At 43.2% G+C, this 24,705-nt stretch carries 10 protein-coding genes; 5 read left to right on the top strand and 5 right to left on the bottom strand.

The genetic code is table 11. The annotated features are described in order from the left end of the window. The first annotated feature begins 134 nt into the window (after positions 1 to 134). Positions 135 to 1,703, top strand: coding sequence for a replicative DNA helicase (gene dnaB / locus ACOOEY_RS03335; protein ID WP_420387257.1), 1,569 nt, complete (start codon positions 135 to 137; stop codon positions 1,701 to 1,703). Here the strand turns inward: dnaB and ACOOEY_RS03330 are convergent. Next, positions 1,700 to 2,380, bottom strand: a complete 681-nt coding sequence (locus tag ACOOEY_RS03330) for an FRG domain-containing protein (protein ID WP_420387256.1) — start codon at positions 2,378 to 2,380, stop codon at positions 1,700 to 1,702. The two genes, dnaB and ACOOEY_RS03330, sit on opposite strands and share 4 nt — an antisense overlap. A 37-nt stretch (positions 2,381 to 2,417) precedes the next feature. Here ACOOEY_RS03330 and ACOOEY_RS03325 point away from each other — a divergent pair, with 37 nt between their 5' ends. Further along, positions 2,418 to 3,416 carry a zinc-binding dehydrogenase gene (locus tag ACOOEY_RS03325; RefSeq protein ID WP_420387255.1) on the top strand — a complete coding sequence of 333 codons (999 nt, stop codon included), beginning with the start codon at positions 2,418 to 2,420 and terminating at the stop codon, positions 3,414 to 3,416. On the opposite strand, the gene ACOOEY_RS03320 is transcribed toward ACOOEY_RS03325, so the two are convergent. Next, positions 3,413 to 5,299, bottom strand: coding sequence for a sensor histidine kinase (locus tag ACOOEY_RS03320; protein ID WP_420387254.1), 1,887 nt, complete (start codon positions 5,297 to 5,299; stop codon positions 3,413 to 3,415). The genes ACOOEY_RS03325 and ACOOEY_RS03320 overlap by 4 nt on opposite strands. Before the next feature lie 141 nt (positions 5,300 to 5,440). On the opposite strand from ACOOEY_RS03320, the gene ACOOEY_RS03315 reads away from it, so the two are divergent. The 3 genes from ACOOEY_RS03315 to ACOOEY_RS03305 all read left to right on the top strand — a co-directional run bounded on the left by ACOOEY_RS03315 (position 5,441) and on the right by ACOOEY_RS03305 (position 16,469). Next, positions 5,441 to 6,019: a DNA-binding response regulator gene (locus ACOOEY_RS03315; protein ID WP_420387253.1), complete on the top strand. Its 579-nt coding sequence runs from the start codon at positions 5,441 to 5,443 to the stop codon at positions 6,017 to 6,019. Positions 6,020 to 6,164: 145 nt separating this feature from the next. Further along, a complete protein-coding gene (locus ACOOEY_RS03310) occupies positions 6,165 to 16,016 on the top strand; it encodes a Calx-beta domain-containing protein (protein ID WP_420387252.1) in 9,852 nt (3,283 codons plus the stop codon). Positions 16,017 to 16,076: 60 nt separating this feature from the next. Then, positions 16,077 to 16,469: a hypothetical protein gene (locus tag ACOOEY_RS03305; RefSeq protein WP_420387251.1), complete on the top strand. Its 393-nt coding sequence runs from the start codon at positions 16,077 to 16,079 to the stop codon at positions 16,467 to 16,469. A gap of 546 nt (positions 16,470 to 17,015) precedes the next feature. Here the strand turns inward: ACOOEY_RS03305 and ACOOEY_RS03300 are convergent. Genes ACOOEY_RS03300 through ACOOEY_RS03290 form a run of 3 tightly spaced genes read right to left on the bottom strand, consistent with a single transcriptional unit; the run spans position 17,016 to position 24,704 of the window. Further along, entirely contained in the window at positions 17,016 to 17,999 is a 984-nt protein-coding gene (locus ACOOEY_RS03300; protein WP_420387250.1) for a PorP/SprF family type IX secretion system membrane protein, read from the bottom strand. Then, complete coding sequence (locus ACOOEY_RS03295; protein WP_420387249.1) at positions 17,996 to 19,087, bottom strand: gliding motility-associated C-terminal domain-containing protein; 1,092 nt, start codon at positions 19,085 to 19,087, stop codon at positions 17,996 to 17,998. Before ACOOEY_RS03295 ends, ACOOEY_RS03300 begins: the two co-directional genes overlap by 4 nt. Beyond that, positions 19,080 to 24,704 carry a tail fiber domain-containing protein gene (locus tag ACOOEY_RS03290; protein ID WP_420387248.1) on the bottom strand — a complete coding sequence of 1,875 codons (5,625 nt, stop codon included), beginning with the start codon at positions 24,702 to 24,704 and terminating at the stop codon, positions 19,080 to 19,082. Before ACOOEY_RS03290 ends, ACOOEY_RS03295 begins: the two co-directional genes overlap by 8 nt. Between the last annotated feature and the right edge of the window lies 1 nt (position 24,705).

Below are 24,705 nucleotides of genomic sequence, written 5' to 3'. Positions count from 1 at the left end.
ACAAAGTGGATAATGGTGTGGACAACTGCAAAAAACTTGTTTTCAAGTGTCTAATAGTTGTGTGTTTAATGGTTGAAAAATAAAGGTGCCCATGTGCTTGAATTTTTCGGTGAGATAGGGATAGTTTTGTACTTATGGAAAAGGGACGATCAGCAGCACTTCGACTCGGTTATAAGTCTAAAAACCTGACAGCGGAAGGAGCCCAATTGGGTAAGTTACCGCCTCAGGCAGTAGACTTGGAAGAGGCCGTATTGGGTGCTTTGATGTTGGAGAAGGATGCCTTAACCAACGTGATTGATATCCTGAGTCCTAATTCTTTCTACAAAGACAGCCACAAGGAAATCTATCAGGCCATTTATGACCTGTTTCAGGCTTCGGAGCCTATCGATATCCTTACCGTAACCAGTCAGCTGCGAAAAACAGGAAAACTGGAAATGGTTGGTGGCCCTTACTACATTACCCAACTTACCAATAGAGTTTCTTCTGCAGCCAACATTGAGTACCATGCAAGAATCATTGTTGAGCAGTCTATCAAAAGGGAGCTGATCAGGATTTCATCTGAGATTCAGAAAGATGCCTATGAAGATACTACTGATGTCTTTCATCTCCTGGATAGAATGGAGCAGTCACTTTTCGAAGTGTCTGAAGCCAATATCCGTAAGGAGTACGACAGCATGAAGAATATCATGGCTACTGCTCTGGAAGAGATTCAGGCCAGAAAGGATCATCAGGATGGTTTAACAGGGATTGCCTCTGGTTTCACTGCGCTGGATAGAGTAACTTCTGGTTGGCAGAAGTCAGACCTTGTAATTATTGCCGCCAGACCGGGTATGGGTAAAACAGCCTTTGTGGTTTCAGCTTTAAGAAATGCTGCAGTAGACCATGGACATGGCTGTGCTATTTTCTCTTTGGAGATGTCTTCCGTTCAGTTAGTGAACAGATTGATCTCTGCTGAAGCTGAATTGGGTAGTGAGAAAATTAAGAAAGGTACGCTGGCTGAGCATGAATGGGCTCAGTTAGTGCACAAGACTGCAAACTTGACCAAAGCCCCCATTTTTATAGATGATACCCCAGGACTTTCAATCCTTGAATTAAGAGCGAAATGCCGAAGGTTGAAACAACAACATGACATTCAGTTGGTCGTAATTGATTACCTCCAATTGATGTCTGGTGACTCTTCAAAGAGCGGGGGAGGATCCGGTAACCGTGAACAGGAAATCGCGTCTATATCCCGTGCTTTGAAGAATTTGGCGAAGGAACTTAATGTTCCGGTAATTGCGCTTTCGCAGTTGAGCCGTGCCGTGGAAACCCGAGGCGGAGATAAGCGTCCCCAGCTTTCCGACCTCAGGGAATCCGGTTCAATTGAGCAGGATGCCGATATGGTAATGTTCCTCTACAGACCTGAATATTATGGTATTACCGAAGACGAAAACGGTATGCCAACACAAGGTACCGGAGAGGTAATTATTGCCAAGCATAGAAATGGTTCTTTGGAGAATGTTCAATTGAAGTTTATTGGTCAGTTCACCAAGTTCTGTGATTTAGATGTGAACTTCGGAGGTACTGCCACCTATGGTAATACTTTCCCTTCCGGGGCTTCCAGCAACTTCGAGTCTGGAGGAGGTACCATGACTTTCCAGAGTAAGGCGAATAAAGGAGATGTGCCTGATTTGCCAAATACTACTGAAGATCCCCCATTTTAAATAAAATCATTATTGGTCCAATACTCATAGTTAGTATAGAACCAATTAAGATGTTGAGTTAATCCCTCTATGTCAGGAAAGATTGATAGGTTATTGATCCCAAATTGATTTAGCATAAATATCATTTCTCGTTTCAATTGATAGGGGATAATAATGTCATAAACCAATTCACTGTTTAGACCAAAATTCGGAGGGTTGTGCAATGTGAAATACCCCATTTGGTTGTTGAGTCTTGAGTTAGTTCCAACGGGTTGAATCATTATTATAGTCTCTCTTTCAGTTTTAAATGGGTTTTTAATTTGATCGCTACTTGTTACGGAAGATTTATAGATAAATAATTGACCGTTTGATTCAAATTTGTCACAACAAGCAAAATAAGTAGCAATTAGTGGGTTCAGAGACCAGTCAAGGAGTCTTGTAGCTAATCCATAATGTTGGGCAATTGTCATTAAATCCATGTCTGAAGAGTATCTGTTTTCAATCAACCCATCTGCTCTTCTCTTCCAGTTTCTAAAAATTTCTTGGTCACTTCTTTTTTTAAACGGATCACGACCGGCTTTAGGCACTAGGTCCCAGTTTTCAACCGAGTGTCCTCTAAACCTGAATGAAGTAGAATTTCTCAGGCTTTTAAAATGATCTAGTAGTTCTTGTGTTGTGTTAATTGTAAAGCTTTTCATTACTTGTTTTTTTAAACTAAAAAGTACTGAATTATTTATGAAATCTTTGACAATTTCTGATCATCAAATATCAGAACCACTACAGTTTATAGACAAACCCGTACCACAAGCCAAGTCTGGTCAGGTAGTTGTTCAAGTGAAGGCAGCGGCATTGAATCACCGCGATCAGTGGATCAGAGAAGGTAAGTATCCCAATATTCAGATGGGTACAACATTGGGTTCTGATGGAGCCGGAGTGGTTTCAGCACTGGGTGAAGGTGTCGATTCAATATGGCTGGGAAAGGAAGTGATCATTAACCCTAACAGAGATTGGGGAACAAACTCCAATGTACAATCTGCACAATACAATATTCTTGGAATGCCCACAGATGGTACGCTGGCTGAATATGTTTTGGTGAATGCAGATCGTTTGGTTGAAAAACCTGTTCACCTGAACTTTGAAGAGGCAGCGGCCCTCCCCTTAGGTGGATTGACAGCATTCAGAGCTGTTTTTCATCACGGGCAATGTGTTAAAGACCAGCATGTACTTATATCCGGTGTTGGTGGAGGTGTAGCTCAGTTTGCTTTCTTGTTTGCCAAATATACAGGGGCTCAGGTTTGGGTTACTTCTGGCAGTCAGGAGAAAATTACAGAGTGTATTCGCTTGGGGGCACAAGGTGGTTTTAACTATAAAGAGGAAGACTGGACCAATGAAGCAAAAAAGGCAGGTGGGTTTGACCTGGTAATAGATAGTGCAGGAGGAGACCAGATCAATACGTTCATTAAGCTCATGAGACCGGCAGGACGAATTGTCTTTTATGGAGCAACTACCGGTATTCCATCTCAGCTTGACCTGCATCGCATGTTTTGGAACCAGATTACATTGCAGGGAAGTACCATGGGTAATGATACTGAATTCGTAAAAATGGTTGATTTTGTTCGAATGCATGAGGTACGTCCTATTATAGATTCTGTGCGGTCATTTGATGAGGCTATTTCAGCTTTCGATGAGATGAAATCAGGAAGCCAATTCGGGAAGCTGGTCCTTAGTCTTTAGACATTGTTAATTGAATTGGAGTAAGGTATTTGTATTTTGAAGTGAACACCGGTTTTAGGAGAAAGGTCTTTCAAGGTAGCATCTAATTGCTCTAATAGAAGAGACACAAGTTTAAGACCCAAGTTAGTGCTTTCAGTGCCTGTATTAGGGATGCCACAGCCATTATCACTATACTCAATTGTCGAGATGTCATTTTCGAAATAGCCTTTTATTACTATGTGACCAGTATGCGTTCCTTTAAATCCATGTTTGATAGAATTGGTAAATAACTCATTGATAATCATCGCCACTGGAATGGCTTGTTGTAAACCAAACTCAAAATCCTGACATTGGATTGTAGTTTTGATTTTCTGTGCATCTACTAAGGCATTTTGAAGCTCATTGAATAGTTCTTCTAGGTATAATTGAAAGTCTATTTTGCTATGAGATTCTATGTTGTACAAATTTTCATGGGCTAATGCCATGGATTTAATCCGGCTACGTAGCGTTCCAAGGGTTTGCTTAAAATCATCTCTTTCTTCTGCTATTTCTTGCATGTAAATGAGTCCCGTCAGTACAGATAAATTATTCTTCACTCTGTGGTTCAACTCTTGATAAAGAAGTTTTTGATGTGATAATGAGTCTTCCAGTTCCAGGTTACTTTGTTGAATTTGATCTCTCTGCAGGTTCAGTTGCCTGTTTTTCTTGCTTATTTTTCTGTTAAACCGATAAATTATTAATGTGATAATGCTAAGCGAAATAGCGACTAATGCAGCGACCTCAAAGGCACGCTGGTTGTTTTTAGCCTTGGCTTCCGCTAATTGGGTTTTTTGTTCTTGAATTTCAAGTTCTTGTTCAGTGAGCTGGTTAGTGTAAGTGAGTGCCAGATCATTAACCTTAATCTCATTTAAGCTTACGATTTCATCAATTCTGGCCTGATATATTCTGAACAGACTTTGGGTAAATTCTTCATTCATGCCTAGATAGTCGTACTGATCTCTTATAAGACTTAAACTAGTGATTAAAGGTGAGTACCAGTTGTTTTCTTCTTCGAGGCTAATAATTGTTTCTAATAATTGAAGTGCTAACTCTCTTTCAGACCTGGTAATGGCCCTTGCAAAATTGTTGGCAACGTCTACATAATCGCGATACCGCTCAAGTTGGTACATGATGTCCATGGACTTCTTTAAGTTGGTAAGATAAAGTGAGTCCTCTTTCCTGAGGTGAAGGTCATTAAAACCCAGTTCATTTAGGGCAAGGGCCTGGGTGTAAAGTTCTCCGGATTCAATAGCCAACGCAAGACTTCTTTTCGCATAGAAATCGACACTATCCGGGTAACCACCATACTCTGTAAACCATGAGGCCATTCGGCTATTCCAATAGGCCTGAGTACTTTTACTAACATTATTTTCTTTTATGATATCATGGGCTAATAATAAATGTCTGTACATGAGCTCATAATCACTAAGTGCTCTATAGTATTCTGCCAGAAGACTGTAGGTATTAGCCAGAGCATCCTGATTTTCCGCTTGTTGATAATAGTCTTTAAGCCAAAGGTAATCTTCAAGCGACTTGGGAAACCTTCGCTGAACTTTGTACATAAAAGCACGATGCTCATATAAGTCAGCTAGTAAAGCAGAATCCCCAAGAGTAATGAAGTCCTGTATTGACCTCTCCAGAATAGAATCAGCTTTGCTATAATTTCCTCTTTTGATCAACCTTTTAATAAAGTGAATATATACCTGAACCGTATCTTGGCTCGGTCTGCTGCTTTCTAATTCACTTTTGAATTCATTGATTACATCGGAGGGTGGAATAAAACCCTGTGCGCTCATTTCAAATCCAGAAAAGAGGAGAGTCAGACCAAACAGGAGGCTGGAGATATACAATATAGAAGATCTCACGGGTCTCAATGTTACTGTAAAAAAAGACTTATTCAAATAGGTGCTCATTTTCAATACAGGTTACATTTTCCTTTATGGTTTTTTCTTTCTTAAAATCAGTGATTTTGTTTTTCTTAGAGGCTAGTGGGGGCAATTAAAATTTTGATCGTTGAAGATGAGGTGATTGTTGCCGAAATGCTTCAAAAAATGCTGTATGAGTTAGGTTACGTTGACTCTCAACGATGCAGAAAACCGAAAGAAGCTGAGAAGTTGATACAGACAGGGAAGTTTTCATTGGCCATTTTGGATATCAATTTATCAGGAGGCTTTGAAGGAATTGAGTTAGGTAAACTATGTTCAAGGAAGCAGCTGCCATATTTTTTTCTTACCTCTTATTCTGATAGAAACACAATACAAAAGGCCACCTCTGTAAAACCTGGGAATTATGTGGTTAAGCCTTTTTCTGCTCAAGATATCTTGGTAGCGGTTGAGTTAACCTTAATGCATGCAAGACCGGAGATAGCGATAAAAGGAGAAACGGCAAAGCTCAAGTTTGGATTGACTGATAGGGAGTCTGAGATACTGGTACTCATGCTAAAGCGACTCTCCAATAATGAGATTGCCGATCAACTGTTTATCTCAATCAATACCGTTAAGTCTCACATGCGAGGTATATATAATAAGACAGGCACCTCAACTAAGAAGGAATTGGCTGCATTGATTGATGACTTTTCAATTTAAAAAGTAAATAATTGCATTTAAATAACTCAATATTTAATACCACCCGTTTCGGGTGATGGGTGACATAGAGGCTTTTCTGATTTTTAAGGTGGTGAATAATAATGTTTAACCGCAATAACCTCAGATCAAACTTAATCAGTCTCTAATGAAAAAAGCTTGCTTTTTTATCAGCCTTAGCTTCCTATTTACCCTGTCTCATATTGCTCTTGCACAGATTAGTAATCCTGAGACTATCAATTTCAGTACAACCGATAATACCAATTTAGGACCTGTGGCCAATGATGGTGAAGGAGGTTCCACGGATATCACTGGTGTACAGATTGATATTTTCTCGATCGATGCTTCGGGAGCCGCAACTGGCGAGGATTTGTTTTATAACGCAAACAGCATAGGCTTTGGGGCTGTAATAGAGGAAGGAATCTCGATAACCACGGACCCTTCGCTGACAGCCTGGCGAGGGGTTTCAATTAAATCTAACGATGGCTCTGAGTTTGATTTTAATGGTTTCGAATCCTGGGAGTTTTCGTTTGCAATGACAGTCACTTTTACTGTGGAAGGCTTTAAAAATGGTGCTTCAACAGGCTCAATAACTACCACAAGTGCTTTGGGTGATAGAAAAGAACATGCTGTTTCTGAGTTTTCGGACGCTATCTTTGGTGATGTAGATGAAGTAAGAATTATTTCTGATGTTGATTTTTACGGTACATTTGATGTCTTCTTACTTGGAGCTGTTACTCAACCTAATTCAGTTCCAACTTTCACATCATTTTCTGGTCCAGTAGAGACCACGACTCAAGATACAGGTGTAGAGATTACATTTGCCGATTTAGCCGCGGTAGGTGATGAAGCTGATGCTGACGGCTTTGTTGAGCAGTTTGCCGTCCAATCAGTGAGCTCAGGAACTTTAACAATCATTGGAGCCCCTTATGATCCAATCTTTAATTTCCTGATTAATGCCGATTTTACTGCTATATGGACACCTCCGGCAGGTCAAACAGGTACTTTAAACGCGTTTACTGTGAAAGCAGTAGATAATCAAGGAGCAGAAAGTAGTACAGCGATTCAAGCCTCAGTTTTGGTCAATTCTGCATCGGCAGCGCCTTCTATTACTACCAGTACAGCGACAAGCTTAACGACTACAACGGCCACGTTGAATGGAGATGTTACTTCAGATGGTAACGATGCGGTAACGGAAAGGGGGTTTGTCTATGCCAAAACATCAGATGATGCTACTCCGACTTTGGCAGAGGTTAATGGGAGTACCATTTTCAAAGTGACTGTTACGGGAACCACGGGTGTTTATAACAGCAGTGTAACAGGTCTACTGGCAGGCACCAACTATTCCTATATTGCTTATGCTACGAATAGTCAGGGTACGACTGAAGGCTCTGTTCAGACTTTCAGTACGTCAGATCCAACTATTGCATTTGCTAGTACGAGTAGCAGTGCCGCTGAGTCGGTTTCTAGTGCCGACCTTCAAGTGAATCTAAGTTCAGCAAGTTCAAAGACTATAACTGTTGATTACACTGTTTCCGGTACTGCTACAGGAAGTGGAACTGATTTTACTTTAGCTGATGGAACGCTGACTTTTACAGCGTCCGAAACCAGTAAAAACATTACAATTGCCAGTATTGTAGACGATGCAATACTTGAGGCAAATGAGACCGTAATTGTTACTTTGTCGAACCCAACCAACTCAAGCCTCGGTACTAATACTGTTCATACTTATACCATCACTAACAATGATGCCGCAGCTGTGACCATAGCTGATATAAGTGGCAACGAAGATGATGGGCCAATCACAGTAACCGCGACTTTAGATAATGCGGTAGCTGGAGGGTTTACGGTAGATGTTAGCTCTGCTGATGGTACAGCCACAACGGCCGATGGAGATTATACAGCATTGTCGGGCACAACCTTAACTTTTTCTGGAACGGCAAGTGAAACACAGACATTTACAATTACTCCAACATCCGATGCTGATATTGAATCTAATGAAATACTGACGCTTGCTATGTCTAACCTCAGCACAAATCTGGCGGTAGATGTGAGCGATGTAGCCACAGTGACAATAACCAACGATGATTTTCTTAGTGTAAGTTTTGCCGCTTCCTCAAGTGCTGGAGATGAAGCCACGGCCAGTGCAGATATTCAGGTGTCACTTTCAGGAGCAAGCCAGTCTGTAATTACAGTAGACTATACCATCGCAGGAACAGCATCAGGGAGTGGTACAGATTATACTCTAGCCAACGGAACGCTCACTTTCAATGCATCGGAAACCAATAAGAACCTGACTATTTCCAATATTGTCGATGATGCTTTGGATGAAGAAGATGAAACCGTAGTCATCACCCTTTCTAATCCAACCAATGCTATACTTGGAGTCAATACCACGCACACCTACACCATAAGTGACAATGATCCGGCACCAACCGTATCCTTTACAAATACCAGTAGTAGCGGATCTGAAAGTACTGCCAGTGCCAATATTGAAGTGAGCCTTAGCGCTCCAAGCGGTAAAGATGTCAATGTAGATTTCACAGTTTCGGGAACTGCCACGGGTAATGGTACGGATTATACGCTGGCCGATGGAACGCTTACTTTTGGTGCTTCGGAAACAAGCAAGAACATAACCATTGCGAGTATTGTAGATGATGCTCTACTAGAGATAGACGAAACGGTAGTGGTTACTTTATCCAACCCCTCCAATGCATCACTTGGTGCGAATACAATATATACCTATACCGTTTTAGATAATGATAATACTGTTCCTGAATTTACCAGCAGTCCAGTCACAGAGATTAGAGCAGGTGAGGAATACAACTATGAGATTACCACGACCGATGTGGATGGCGATGTAGTGACCGTTACAGCACCGACTTTGCCATCATGGCTTACCCTTAATGCGGCCAATTCAGGTATTCATACAGTTTCGACTTTTGCTGGTTCAGGGAGTCAAGGGAGTGCTGATGGTAATGGTACCTCAGCTAGTTTTAATAGACCATATGGAGTGACCGTTGATGCTTCTGGTAATATTTATGTGGCTGATCAGTATAACCGGATGGTTAGAAAGATTACACCAAATGGAGAAGTATCCAGAGTGGCTGGAAGCGGTGCCAATTCGAGTGTAGATGGTAATGGGACTTCTGCGAGTTTTGGTTTAATAAGTGGGATTGCAGCGGATGCATCAGGCAACCTGTATGTGGCTGACGGTAGAAGGGTCAGGAAGATCGCCCCTAATGCTGATGTAACTACTATTGCAGGTTCCGGTACAGGAGGGAATACTGATGGCAATGGTACATCGGCTACATTCGGTAGCCTGAATGGAATTGCAGTGGATGCCTCCGGCAATATTTATGTAACCGATGGAAACAATCACAATATCCGCAAGATTGCGCCTAATGGTGATGTGACCACAGTAGCTGGTTCAGGGAGTCAAGGGAGTGCCGATGGAAATGGTACTTCAGCCACTTTCTATTCTCCAAACGGAATAGCCGTAGATGCTTCAGGAAATTTATATGTAGTTGACGCAGGGAGTCATTTAGTTCGTAAAATCACTTCAAATGGAGATGTCACTACAATCGCTGGTTCAGGACAAGGAGGAAGTGTAGATGGTAATGGAACATCCGCTAGTTTTACCAATCCGACAGGGATAGCCGTGGATGCTTCTGGTAATTTGTATGTTGCAGATTACCTGTTTCATAAAATTCGTAAGATTAATCCGAATGGAGATGTAACTACAATTGCAGGCAGTGGTTCCTCTTTCAGTGAAGATGGTGATGGTCTTTCTGCAGGCATTAGTCTTCCGCTTGGTATAGCAATCGATGCCTCAGGAGTTCTTTACGTGACTGAAGAGCTTGAGCACAAAGTGCGCAAAATCACTCCACCGATAGACAACTACAGTTTAACGGGTAACACCACCGGAAATACAGGAGATCATTCTGTAGTCTTAAGAGCTGAAGATGGTAGAGGTGGATTTGATGAACAAAGCTTTACCATAACTGTACAGAATACAGCTCCGGAATTTACCAGCAGTCCAGTCACAGAGATTAGAGCGGGTGAGGAATACAACTATGAGATTACCACGACCGATGTGGATGGCGATGTGGTTACGGTTACAGCACCGACTTTGCCATCATGGCTTACCCTTAATGCGGCCAATTCAGGTATTCATACAGTTTCGACTTTTGCTGGTTCAGGGAGTCAAGGGAGTGCTGATGGTAATGGTACCTCAGCTAGTTTTAATAGACCATATGGAGTGACCGTTGATGCTTCTGGTAATATTTATGTGGCTGATCAGTATAACCGGATGGTTAGAAAGATTACACCAAATGGAGAAGTATCCAGAGTGGCTGGAAGCGGTGCCAATTCGAGTGTAGATGGTAATGGAACTTCTGCAAGTTTTGGTTTAATAAGTGGGATTGCAGCGGATGCATCAGGCAACCTGTATGTGGCTGATGGTAGAAGGGTCAGGAAGATCGCCCCTAATGCTGATGTAACTACTATTGCAGGTTCCGGTACAGGAGGGAATACTGATGGCAATGGTACATCGGCTACATTCGGTAGCCTGAATGGAATTGCAGTGGATGCCTCCGGCAATATTTATGTAACTGATGGAAACAATCACAATATCCGCAAGATTGCGCCTAATGGTGATGTGACCACAGTAGCTGGTTCAGGGAGTCAAGGGAGTGCCGATGGAAATGGTACTTCAGCCACTTTCTATTCTCCAAACGGAATAGCCGTAGATGCTTCAGGAAATTTATATGTAGTTGACGCAGGGAGTCATTTAGTTCGTAAAATCACTTCAAATGGAGATGTCACTACAATCGCTGGTTCAGGACAAGGAGGAAGTGTAGATGGTAATGGAACATCCGCTAGTTTTACCAATCCGACAGGGATAGCCGTAGATGCTTCTGGTAATTTGTATGTTGCTGATTACCTGTTTCATAAAATCCGTAAGATTAATCCGAATGGAGATGTAACTACAATTGCAGGCAGTGGTTCCTCTTTCAGTGAAGATGGTGATGGTCTTTCTGCAGGCATTAGTCTTCCGCTTGGTATAGCAATCGATGCCTCAGGAGTTCTTTACGTGACTGAAGAGCTTGAGCACAAAGTGCGCAAAATCACTCCACCGATAGACAACTACAGTTTAACGGGTAACACCACCGGAAATACAGGAGATCATTCTGTAGTCTTAAGAGCTGAAGATGGTAGAGGTGGATTTGATGAACAAAGCTTTACCATCAGTGTACAGAATACCGCCCCTGAATTTACCAGTACACCAGTTACAGAGATTAGAGCGGGTGAGGAATACAACTATGAGATTACCACGACCGATGTGGATGGCGATGTGGTTACGGTCACTGCACCAACATTGCCAGAGTGGTTGACACTTAAAGGCGTTACTTCAAGAATTGTTTCAACGATTAACACTTCACCCATAGGTGATACCAATATAAATGACATTGCCTTCGATGCGCTGGGCAATTTCTATGTATCTAGTGCTGACCACAGAATATATAAGGTAAGTAGCGAAGGAGATGTAAGTGTGTTTGCGGGATCTGGAGACTTTTTTGGAAGACAAGACGGTAACGGAACTGCAGCTAGCTTTTTCTCCCCGCGAGGGTTAGTATTCGATGCCTCCGGTAATCTTTTTGTGGCTGATGGCGGAGGTGACAGAATAAGGAAGATTACACCTAATGGTGATGTTACCACCTATGCAGGTCGTGGCATGGGAGGTCAGCAAGATGGAACAGGTACAGATGCTGATTTCGATGGGCCTTATGGCATGGATATCGATGCTTCTGGAACCCTTTATGTAGCAGATAAGCTTAATCATAAAATTCGCAAGATTGTACCAACCTCTGATGGCTCTTTGGGTATTGTGACTACGGTTTCGGGTGATTTCTTGAGAAGTGGGTATGAAGATGGGGATGTTTCAACTGCGCGTTTTGACGATCCTCTAGATATTGCTGTAGATGCCAATGGTGACCTCTATTTGATAGAGGATGGCAAAACTTGGATACGGAAAATTTCAAATGGTCAGGTAAGCTTATTTGTAGAATTAGAATTCAGTCCAGATGCTATCGAAATAGATGCTTCTGGAGATATTTATGTAACACATATTAGTGGTGGTTATAGAGTGGCGAGAGTCACTCCAAATGGAGAAGTATCAACTGTAGCGGGTTCGGGAGTAAGAGAAAGTAGAGATGGAGAAGCATTGTCTGCTAGTTTCACAGCTCCAAGAGAATTAAAGGTAGATGCTTCCGGAAACATATTTGTTGTGGATGCTTCCTATATCCGCAAAGTAACCCCGGCTGTAACCAATTATAGCATTACTGGTAACACAATTGGTAATGCAGGAGACCATTCTGTTGTCTTAAGAGCTGATGACGGACGTGGTGGAGTTGATGAACAAAGCTTTACCATCAGCATACAAAATACTGACCCTGAGTTCTCTAGTACACCGATTACAGAGATTAGAGCAGGTGAAGTATACAACTATGAGATTTCTACATCTGATGCTGATGGTGATGAATTGACTGTTACAGCACCTACTCTTCCAGATTGGTTGACTCTTGAAAATAAGGTAACAAGAACTGTTTCAACAATTAATAATTCTCCAATCAGTTCCGAGAACATTAATGATCTGACATTCGATGCTTCTGGTAACTTCTATGTGTCCAGCAATGATCACAGAATTTACAAAGTAGATGCAGAAGGTAATATAACCGTGTTTGCTGGCTCAGGTGACTTTGGACGAGATGAGGGTAATGGTACTTCTGCTAGCTTTATCCGTCCACGTGGACTAGTTACAGATGCTTCAGGCAATATATATGTGGCTGATAGTGGTGGCGACAGAATAAGAAAGATTACTCCCAATGGTGATGTAACTACTTATGCAGGAGCAGGCTTTGGACGTCAGCAGGATGGAACAGGTGCAGGTGCCGATTTTGATGGGCCTTCGGGCATGGCTATTGATGCCACAGGGACAATCTACGTGACAGATAAGCTGAACCATAAAATCCGTAAAATAGTCCCCACTTCTGATGGAAAGGAAGGTATTGTGACCACGGTTTCCGGGGAGTTTACGAATAGTGGTTACCTGGATGGAGATGTTTCAACAGCCATGTTTGAAAGACCATTGGATATTGTAGTAGATAATTCTGGAGACCTTTATTTGATTGAAGAAACACATAAATCAATCAGGAAAATTTCAAACGGTCAGGTAAGTACTTTTATCACGTTGGATTTTTATCCAAATGGGATAGAGATAGATGACTCAGGTAATCTTTATGTAACGGACCGTTCAGGTTATAAATTGGTAAAGGTGACTTCAAATGGAGAAACATCTATCCTGGCGGGCTCTGGTCGAAGCCAATATTTAGATGGAGATGTGTCTACTGCTGCTTTTGAGTACCCTGCAGAACTGAAGATAGATGCTTCTGGAAATATTTACGTTTTAGAACTGTCTAGAATCCGCAAAATCTCAGCACCTTTTAGAAAATACAGCATTTCAGGAAATACACTAGGTAATACTGGTGATCATAATGTAGTCTTGAAGGTGGATGATAGCAAAGGTGGTGTAAATGAACAATCTTTCACCATTAAGGTAGTGAACTCAGCTCCGGTGTTTACCAGTACTCCTGTAACAGAGATCAATGGTTCCGAATCCTATACTTATGAAATCACCACAACTGATGCAGACGGTGAAGCTGTAACTCTAACGGCTCCAACACTTCCTGATTGGCTGACTTTTGAAAGAGAGGCGAAATCTTATACGGTAACCACTTTGGCAGGTACTGGTGTAGCAGGAAAAGTGGATGGAAATGGCGGTTCCGCTAGTTTTTCAAAACCTACAGGTGTAACGGTTGATGCAGATGGTAATATCTATGTTGCTGATAGGAGTAATCATTTGATTAGAAAAATCTCGCCACAAGGAGTAGTAACTACAGTAGCAGGTTCGGGTTTCAAAGGAGATCGGGAAGGTAACGGTACAAGAGCAAGTTTTAACTCTCCTACAGGAATCACTATTGATGATGCTGGTAATTTATACGTGGCTGATCAGGGCAATTACAAAGTAAGAAAGATCACTCCAAATGGAGACGTAACCACTTTTGCAGGTTCAGGTGCCTATGGAAGTGATGATGCCAATGGTGAATCGGCAAGCTTTGGTCCAATATCAGATTTAGTCTTTGATAAGGCAGGTAATCTATATGTAACTGATCAAGGCAACTATAAAATCAGAAAAATTACGCCTAACAGAGATGTGACGACTTTAGCAGGCTCTGGTGGACAAGGTAGCAGAGATGGAGATGGAACTATAGCTAGATTTGAAGGACCCGCTGGAATTTCTATAGATGAATTAGGGAATTTATATGTAGGTGATTTTTACGATAAGAGTGCTATTCGTAAAATAACCCCTGATGGAGTTGTTTCCACATTTGAAATTTCTGGTTATGAAGTAGTATATCCTACAGGGATAGCATTCGACAGTTTTGGGAATATGTACTTTACCGATGTGTCATTAGATGATATTGTAAGAGTATTCCCTGAGGGAGAAGCCGTGGATATTACAGATGGCCTGGCCAATTTTAATGGAGCATATAACTTAGTAATAGACGCCTCAGATATCATCTATGCGGTTGATGACGATAATCATAAAGTATTAAAAATAGAACCTTCATATAGCTACAAATTAACCAGTAAAGAGGTAGGTGCTGTAGGTAATTACTCGGTGGTGTTAAAGGCTGACGATGGAAGAGGAGGTATTACCGAGCAAAGCTTTACCATAACTGTTTTAAACGAAGCACCAACCGATATCATTTTGGATGTAACCCAAATTGAGGAGAACAATACTGCTGGTCAGAAAATAGGGGACTTCAGCAGTACAGATCCAAATACAGGCGATGCTCATACTTATACTTTAGTGAGCGGCACTGGTGATACGGATAATGCCCGATTTAAAATTGAATCTGGTGCGCTTGTCGCCAATGCAGTATTCAATTTCGAAGAGAAGTCAGCTTATTCCATCCGAGTACTGACTACGGATGCTGGAAATCTGACCTTCGAAAAGTCACTTACCATTACTATAGCAGATGCTAATGATGTACCTACTGCTATTGGAACAAGTAGTGAAACCAGCATCATTGAGAATCGTCCGGTGGGAACAAGCATCACTACTTTGACAACAACTGATGAGGATGCCAACGATTTGCATACCTATACTTTGGTGGCTGGTACAGGCGATACTGATAATGCAAGCTTTACCATTGAAGAAGGTGCTTTGAAGGTGGCAGAAGTATTCGACTTTGAAACCAAGTCTGGCTATAGCATAAGGGTCAGGTCTACTGATTTAGAAGGTTCTTATACTGAAAGTATCTTCTCTATCGAAATAACCAATGAGGCCGAGGCCAATATTACCACAGATTCTGATGGTTCTTTTGAATTGACAACTCTTGGTTTTACAACTTCTAAAAAATGGACTTTGACGAATACGGGAGACAGAAATACCGAAATTATCGTAACGAGTTCCAGTCAAGCATTTAGAATTACTCCGGGGTCTGTTATAGTTCCGGCAGGAGAGAGTAAGGAAGTAATCGCTTCTTTTTCTCCTTCAGAAGCACAAGTTTATGAAGGGGTCATAACCTTTACCTATTTGATAGCTGGCGAGAGAGAATCTAAGATATTGATCAATGTTTCTGGAGAAGGAACTATTGTAACAGAGATCGAAGACCCTTCAATTTTGGAGAGAAAGGTTGAAGTCTTTCCTAATCCTGCCACAGAACAATTAACCATAGATTTGAGCAATCTAGGTATTGAAAGGCCAAATCTAAGTATCATCAGCTCAGATGGTCGGGGGCTTTGGAATCGTCAGGAAGTAATAGAAAAGCGGGTTGCTGTAGATATCTCAAATTATGCCAATGGACTTTACATAGTGCTGGTTACCGATGGACAAACTGTTATTAGGAAAAAAGTTATCATCAAACATTAATGAATTAGAATAATGAGAGGCGTTTTATATAAATCTTTCGGAATCCTATTGATAAGTCTAATGTTGCTTCAAAGTTGCGGACCAGATGAACCACAAACTCCTGAAGCAATAGACTTAGCTTTTCAGAAATTATCAGGTGAGTGGACATTTGGGCAGACCGGGAAAATACTTTTGGACGGAATAGATGTATCTGCCAACTATCCGGGTTTTAGTGTATCTTTTACCAACGGAACCTATAACACCACTAATGCAGCCGATTTACTACCATCTACAGGTACTTGGGAATGGGCCGATCAAGAGGCTAGAAGTGTATTGCTAGACGGTACCTTAGAGGTGAATCTTACTGTTTTAACGGAGACTCGTTTTACTTTTACATTCGAACATACTACTGGTATCAACAGACCCGTAAGAGCCGGTTATAATGGGACTTATGTTGTGACGGTTAACAAGTAAGAATGGGGATTTGTTAGTTAGAAGTTTTAAACGCCATTGTATTCAATATGATGGCGTTTTTTGCTTAGCTAGCTACAGATAACTTCCTATAATAACCTCTACTCAGATGGAAAAGATCTTGTTGAACTAATCGGGTTTTGTAGATGAAAATGAAGGTTCCGCAACTTCTGTAATTGCAAAATTCAGACTTGAAAATAATTGGACTTTTATGCAGTTCCCCTATGGTTTTTACAGCTTGATGAAAGGAATCGATAGTCCAGGATTTCCAATGTACACACTCCAGATCGTTCACGATAAGACATTGCACATGCGCTAACGAGTCTCCACAGGTAACCCCGATTTTCCAAATATAATTAGAGTTAGGACTTAGGCTGTTTGTATTGATCCAAGTCCTTATTTTAGCCTGAATTTCATTGCAATTAGGCGTGTCTATTGCCCCGTTTATAGTTATCATTTTGGATGAGTCATTAAATATAAAACTAAATTTATAATGTCCTCAAAACCTTTTTCTAAGCGTATTACTTATTGATAAGCGCAGAAAATCCCTTAATTAGTTAGACTTATTTTCAATGCTAGCTCGTTAGCCGACAGACTTTGCATTCCCTCGTTGAAAGCACCATGATCATAGGCGTAGATAATAGTCAGTTGAGGCGTGACTTTTACACCTAAATTGAATACCAGAATCGTTTTGTTTCTCATCGAGATGGTTGACCATAGACTTTCGCGATAATTAATGCGTATGGAATAGTCAGTTCGGGAGCCGTAAATACCATTTTGACTGATCAATACTTGTGGAGTTAACGACCAGTCTTTATTTAATTGAAGCTTATACCCGAGTGACAAGTTGAATTGGTTTTTAATCCTGAATGATTCTTCATGGTTGACATCAGTCGAATTGCCGGCAAAGACTCTGACCATCCCAATACCTAACTGAACTTTATCTGAGTAGAGGTAGAGTCCCATTCCAAGGTCCAGAAAATTTCTTCTTGAAAAGGCATTGATGAATTGATGAAAGGGAACGTCACTATCTTCCAATACAAAGTAATTGTCGCTGACATTTAACTGGACTCTTCCCATACTGGCAGCAGCACTAATAGTGTATTGTGCATTCAAGGGCAGGTGAAGACCGGTAGTCAGATGAAAAGTATTTCTTTGAACAAGGTCGAAATTGTCTTTGGCTGTCGATATCCCAATGACCGGGATGGGTTTGGGGTTGTAATATTTGACGGTACTAAAATCTACTCGCTCCCTTTCCCTGAATCCATTGGAGGTTTTTTGCCTTGGATTGACAAACCCTAAAGCTCCATAGACAGAGAAATAATAAGAGTTAATATTTCGAATGGTCTGAGACTTTTGTGTTCTGATACTTAGATCAGCTTCCAGTTGATTACTGATATTGGTAGCAGCAGGATTAATCAGGTATTGATTGTTAAGGTATTGGCTAAAAAGTGTGATTTGTTGCGATTTCAATTCTTTTGAAAAGAGAATGCTCAAAATACCTAGGGCCATATATGTAAAGACCTTTCTCATTTGATGATGGAGATTAAGCCTTCGAGAAATTCCAATGGATTTTTTGGATCTACAATCTGATATTGATAAGTATCATAGGGCAGGGTTTTGCCATTGAAGACTCCATCCCATGGGTTGAGTCCATAGTCTTTGGTGCTGTAGACCTGTCGACCAAATTTGTCATATATACTGACTTCCGCATTCGGTAATTTTTCAATTCCGGGAATGATGAATTTATCGTTGAAGCCATCATTGTTTGGCGTAAATGCAGTCGGGATAATATCCTGATCTACAAGCCTTCTGTACAAGCCAACCGTAATGATCGATTCATAAATTTTGACCTCAGCTTCAATCAGAAATTCATTGCCTTTGTTGTAGCCCGGTCTTGTGGGTTTGATTGAACTCCATTCTCCATCGTTAAGCACCCAGATTGACTCTTCCAGGCCCGGATCTTTTACTACCACTTCATCTTCAAAATAAGTGAGCCCCAGGTCTACTTTGTCTTCCGGGTTCTTCCGGGTTCTCACTTTGTAGTAGCGGGTTATGCTTTCTCCAAAGGGAATCGGTAGGGTAGTGTGGCCTCTTCTGATGGTTAGGGTGTCCCGATATTCAAAGCTGGAAAACAGCAAACCAAGATTCCCGATATTCTGATTTGGACTAATTTCGGAGGTGTAATATTTGATGATTTCTCCATCTCCTGAGCTTAATATCCGTTTTTCAGCGTTCTCCCCGATGAGACTACTCTCATTGTTGAGGAGGGTCAGAAAGTGATTAGTTAAATCCACTGAGCCATTGGTCAAAGAGAAGTTGCCGTGGACAATCAAATCCGACTTGAGTACCAGTTCTGCATCGGTATCTAGCTCAAAATGAAAAACCTCCGGGGTTTGTGTGCCTTCCAGATAGATATCACCTTGTGTAGATCGAACCTTGATTTGACTACTTTTCAGGTTCATTTGGCCATTGTTAACCAGGTGAATATTATTCAATGATATTTTGGCCTCTCCGGCTGAAGTGATAAGTGACTTTTCACCGGAAATGAATACCTGTGCATGAACTGTCAGACTATTAATGAGGAAGTATGTGAAAAGAACAGGTAATAGTTTATTCATTTTTACCTCCCTCTTTTATAGCCTCAAGAATTGAGTTGAGTTGTTTTTTGATTTCGCTTAACTCCTTATTCAGTTGATCTATTTGAGTTTGTTGTTCTTTAAGTGCTTCAACCAGGACTGGCGTTAGCTGACTGTAATTGAGGCTTAAGTAACCATCAGCATCTTCTTTGACGAGTTCAGGGAAGATTTTCCTGACTTCCTGTGCCAGGAATCCTATCTGACGTTCCTCATCAAACTTTCTGTCAGGAAATTGTTCGGTTTTCCAATAATAGGTCTTGCCGTTGAGTTTGAGAATATCAGTGAGGGCATTGTTGATCGGTTCAACTGATTCTTTGAACCTGGCATCTGAAATAAAGCTGTACCAGTTAGCGATAACATTACCATTTACATAAAGCTCATAAGAGAGCGAAGAGGGGTTGGCTAAACCTATACTTACTTTGCCATTGAAATTGACAATGTTGTTACTAAAATCACCATAAATGAGGGGTGAAGATGAAGATGAATTTTCGATGTAAAGTTTATTACTACCGGTGTAGGTAGATCCTGCCTGGTAGCCAAGCATTACATTGCCAGAACCTGTTAAGTTGCTGCTCAAGGCCTGGTATCCCAAAGCTAAATTGTTCGATCCAGTGGTAATGCTGGATAAGGCCGATTCTCCAATACCCACATTGTTGTTGCCTGTATTATTTAGTCCGGCATCTTCACCGATAAGAACTGAGTTAGTGAGGTTGGTGAATTCAAGTGTTTCATCCTTAATTCTCATGACTTCAGTTCCCGCGGTCTGAAATCTAATGATATCATCGTCTGTTCCACTTAGATCAGTTGTAACCCGGGTATCATTATCGGCATCAATGATTTGTATGTTCTCCACAATAAGCGAAGTGCCGCTTCCCCATGCACCGGCAGTTTTAGGTCCGAAGAGCTGGTAAGAGGAGGTGTTGAGGAAGAAGTCTCCATCTACACCATCAGAAGCAGTTGGATCAGCCGAACCGTTGAGAATTGTTTTACCATCAATGCCGTCAGCACCATCAGCGCCATCTGTTCCGTTAATGCCGTCTACTCCATCCACACCATCTGCACCGGCCACACCCTGAATACCTTGTGGCCCAATCAATGAGGTTCCACTTCCCCAGGCACCGGCAGTTTTAGGACCGAAGAGTTGGTAGGAGGCAGTGTTGAGGAAGAAGTCTCCGTCTACACCATCAGAAGCAGTTGGATCAGCCGAACCGTTGAGAATTGTTTTACCATCAATGCCGTCAGCACCATCAGCGCCATCTGTTCCGTTAATGCCGTCTACTCCATCCACACCATCTGCACCGGCCACACCCTGAATACCTTGTGGCCCAATCAATGAGGTTCCACTTCCCCAGGCACCGGCAGTCTTAGGTCCGAAGAGCTGGTAAGAGGCAGTGTTGAGGAAGAAGTCTCCGTCTACACCATCAGAAGCAGTAGGGTCGGTAGTTCCATTGAGGATGGTTTTACCATCGATTCCATCGATACCGTCAGCACCATCGGCTCCATCTGTTCCGTTAATTCCATCAGCTCCGTCCGCACCATCTGCACCAGCCACTCCTTGAATCCCTTGTGGCCCAACCAGAGAAGTACCGCTCCCCCAGGCTCCTGCAGTCTTAGGTCCGAAGAGTTGGTAGGAGGAGGTGTTGAGGAAGAAATCTCCATTTACACCATCAGAGGCAGTTGGATCAGTAGTTCCATTGAGAATGGTTTTACCATCAATTCCATCGATACCGTCCGCACCATCCGCACCATCCACACCCTGAATTCCTTGTGGCCCAACCAGAGAAGTACCGCCTCCCCATGCACCTGCCGTTTTAGGACCGAAGAATTGGTAAGAGGAGGTGTTGAGGAAGAAATCTCCATTTACACCATCAGAGGCAGTTGGATCAGTAGTTCCATTGAGAATGGTTTTACCATCAATTCCATCAATTCCATCGATACCGTCAGCACCATCGGCTCCGTCTGTTCCGTTAATTCCATCAGCTCCGTCCGCACCATCTGCACCAGCCACACCCTGAATTCCTTGCGGTCCAACCAGTGAAGTTCCACTTCCCCATGCACCGGCAGTCTTAGGTCCGAAGAGTTGGTAGGAGGCAGTGTTGAGGAAGAAATCTCCATCTACACCATCAGAGGCGGTTGGATCAGCAGTTCCGTTGAGGATAGTTTTACCATCGATTCCATCGATACCGTCAGTACCATCAGCTCCGTCCGCACCATCGGCACCGGCCACTCCCTGAATACCTTGTGGTCCAATCAGTGAGGTCCCACTTCCCCATGCACCGGCAGTTTTAGGACCGAAGAGCTGATAAGAGGCAGTGTTGAGGAAGAAGTCTCCATCTACACCATCAGAGGCAGTAGGGTCAGTAGTTCCATTGAGGATGGTTTTACCATCGATTCCATCGATACCGTCAGCACCATCGGCTCCATCTGTTCCGTTAATTCCATCAGCTCCGTCCGCACCATCTGCACCAGCCATACCCTGAATCCCTTGTGGCCCAACCAGAGAAGTACCGCTCCCCCAGGCTCCTGCAGTCTTAGGACCGAAGAGCTGGTAGGAGGCAGTGTTAAGGAAGAAATCTCCATCTACACCATCAGAGGCGGTTGGATCAGCAGTTCCATTGAGGATGGTTTTACCATCGATTCCATCGATACCATCAGCACCATCGGCTCCGTCTGTTCCGTTAATTCCATCAACTCCGTCCGTACCGGCCACTCCCTGAATCCCTTGGGGCCCAACCAGAGAAGTACTGCTTCCCCATGCACCGGCAGTTTTAGGTCCGAAGAGCTGGTAAGAAGAAGTGTTGAGGAAGAAGTCTCCATCTACACCATCAGAGGCGGTTGGATCAACAGTTCCGTTGAGGATGGTTTTACCATCGATCCCGTCAAGACCATCAGCACCATCGGTACCGGCCACACCCTGAATTCCTTGCGGTCCAACTAGTGAAGTTCCACTTCCCCAGGCACCGGCAGTTTTAGGACCGAAGAGCTGGTAGGAGGCAGTGTTAAGGAAGAAGTCTCCGTCTACACCATCAGAAGAAGTAGGGTCAGTAGTTCCATTGAGAATGGTTTTACCATCAATTCCATCAGTGCCATCGGCTCCGTCTGTTCCGTTAATTCCATCAGCTCCATCCGCACCATCTGCACCATCTGCACCAGCTACTCCCTGAATCCCTTGGGGTCCAACCAATGAAGTCCCACTTCCCCAGGCACCGGCAGTTTTAGGGCCGAAGAGCTGGTAAGAGGAGGTGTTGAGGAAGAAATCTCCATCTACACCATCGGAAGCAGTAGGGTCAGCAGTTCCGTTGAGGATGGTTTTACCATCAATTCCATCGATACCATCGGCTCCATCTGTTCCGTTAATTCCATCAGCTCCATCCGAACCATCTGCACCAGCTACTCCCTGAATCCCTTGGGGTCCAACCAATGAAGTCCCACTTCCCCAGGCTCCGGCAGTTTTAGGACCGAAGAGTTGATAGGAGGCAGTGTTGAGGAAGAAATCTCCGTCTACACCATCAGAAGCTGTTGGATCAGTCGAACCGTTGAGAATGGTTTTACCATCAATTCCATCGATACCGTTAGCACCATCGGCTCCATCTGCACCGTTAATTCCATCCGCACCATCCGCACCGGTCACTCCCTGAATTCCTTGCGGTCCAACCAGAGAAGTACCGCTCCCCCAGGCTCCTGCAGTTTTAGGTCCGAAGAGCTGATAAGAGGTAGTGTTGAGGAAGAAGTCTCCATCTACACCATCAGAGGCGGTTGGATCAGTAGTTCCATTGAGAATGGTTTTACCATCAATTCCATCGATACCGTCAGTACCATCGGCTCCGTCTGTCCCGTTAATGCCGTCTACTCCATCCGCACCATCTGCTCCGGCCACTCCCTGAATCCCTTGCGGTCCAACCAGTGAAGTTCCACTTCCCCATGCACCGGCAGTTTTAGGACCGAAGAGCTGGTAGGAGGCAGTGTTGAGGAAGAAGTCTCCATCTACACCATCAGAAGCTGTTGGATCAGCAGTTCCGTTGAGGATAGTTTTACCATCGATTCCATCGATACCGTCAGTACCATCGGCTCCATCTGTTCCGTTAATTCCGTCTACTCCATCTGCACCATCGGCTCCGGCCACCCCCTGAATCCCTTGCGGTCCAACCAGTGAAGTTCCACTTCCCCAGGCACCGGCAGTTTTAGGTCCGAAGAGTTGGTGGGAGGCAGTGTTGAGGAAGAAGTCTCCATCTACACCATCAGAGGCGGTTGGATCAGCAGTTCCGTTGAGGATAGTTTTACCATCGATCCCGTCAAGACCATCGGCACCGTCAGTTCCGTCTACTCCATCAGCACCGGCCACACCCTGAATTCCTTGCGGTCCAATCAGTGAGGTTCCGCTTCCCCATGCACCGGCAGTTTTAGGACCGAAGAGCTGGTAGGAGGCAGTGTTAAGGAAGAAATCTCCATCTACACCATCAGAGGCGGTTGGATCAGCAGTTCCATTGAGGATGGTTTTACCATCGATTCCATCGATACCGTCAGCACCATCGGCTCCATCTGTTCCGTTAATGCCGTCTACTCCATCTGCACCATCGGCTCCGGCCACCCCCTGAATCCCTTGCGGTCCAACCAGTGAAGTTCCACTTCCCCATGCACCGGCAGTTTTAGGTCCGAAGAGCTGGTAAGAGGCAGTGTTAAGGAAGAAATCTCCATCTACACCATCAGAGGCAGTAGGGTCAGTAGTTCCATTGAGGATAGTTTTACCATCAATGCCATCGACTCCATTTGTCCCGTTAATTCCGTCTGCTCCATCTGCACCGGCCACTCCCTGAATACCTTGTGGCCCAATCAGTGAAGTTCCACTTCCCCATGCTCCTGCAGTTTTAGGACCGAAGAGTTGGTAAGAGGAGGTGTTGAGGAAGAAGTCTCCATCTACGCCATCAGAAGCAGTTGGATCAGTCGAACCGTTGAGAATGGTTTTACCATCTAGACCATCGATACCATCAGCACCATCGGCTCCGTCTGTCCCATTAATTCCATCAGCTCCATCCACACCATCGGCACCGGCCACACCCTGAATACCTTGCGGCCCGATGAGTGAGGTTCCATTTCCCCATGCACCGGCAGTTTTAGGACCATAAAGTCGATAGTTGGAAAGGTCAAGAAACAAATCTCCATTTTGCCCATCTGTGGGGGAAGGAGCTTTGTTATCTGTCAAAAGGCCTGCTTTTCCTAAATATTGGCTCAGATTTACCTGGCCGCCATTGTCTAAAGAGAGCAAACCTGAAGCCGGGTCGAAGCGAAGCTGTTGATACGTTGGTCCAGACTGACCGTCTTGTCCAAGCAGCATCCACCCATGAGTGCCATAATAATGAAAACCTATTTCCTCGTCTATCTGGAAAATTAGCAATCCAAGTGGTGGAGATGCTATAGCCAGTTTTTGATCATGAGTTAACCTGGGAACGAGAAAGCCCTGGGTATCTGACTTGAGTTCAAGTATGGCTGCACTATCTGGGACGAAGTCGTTTTTGCCTATGCCAACAGATTGTCCGAACGAAAGAAATCCTGACACGCAGATCAGACAAAAAACAATAAGAAGTCTATTGAGTCTCATCATC

Origin of the sequence: Roseivirga sp. (assembly GCF_965216855.1) — a bacterium.
Classification (GTDB): Bacteria; Bacteroidota; Bacteroidia; order Cytophagales; family Cyclobacteriaceae; genus Roseivirga.
This window is presented reverse-complemented; position numbering and strand designations above follow the sequence as displayed.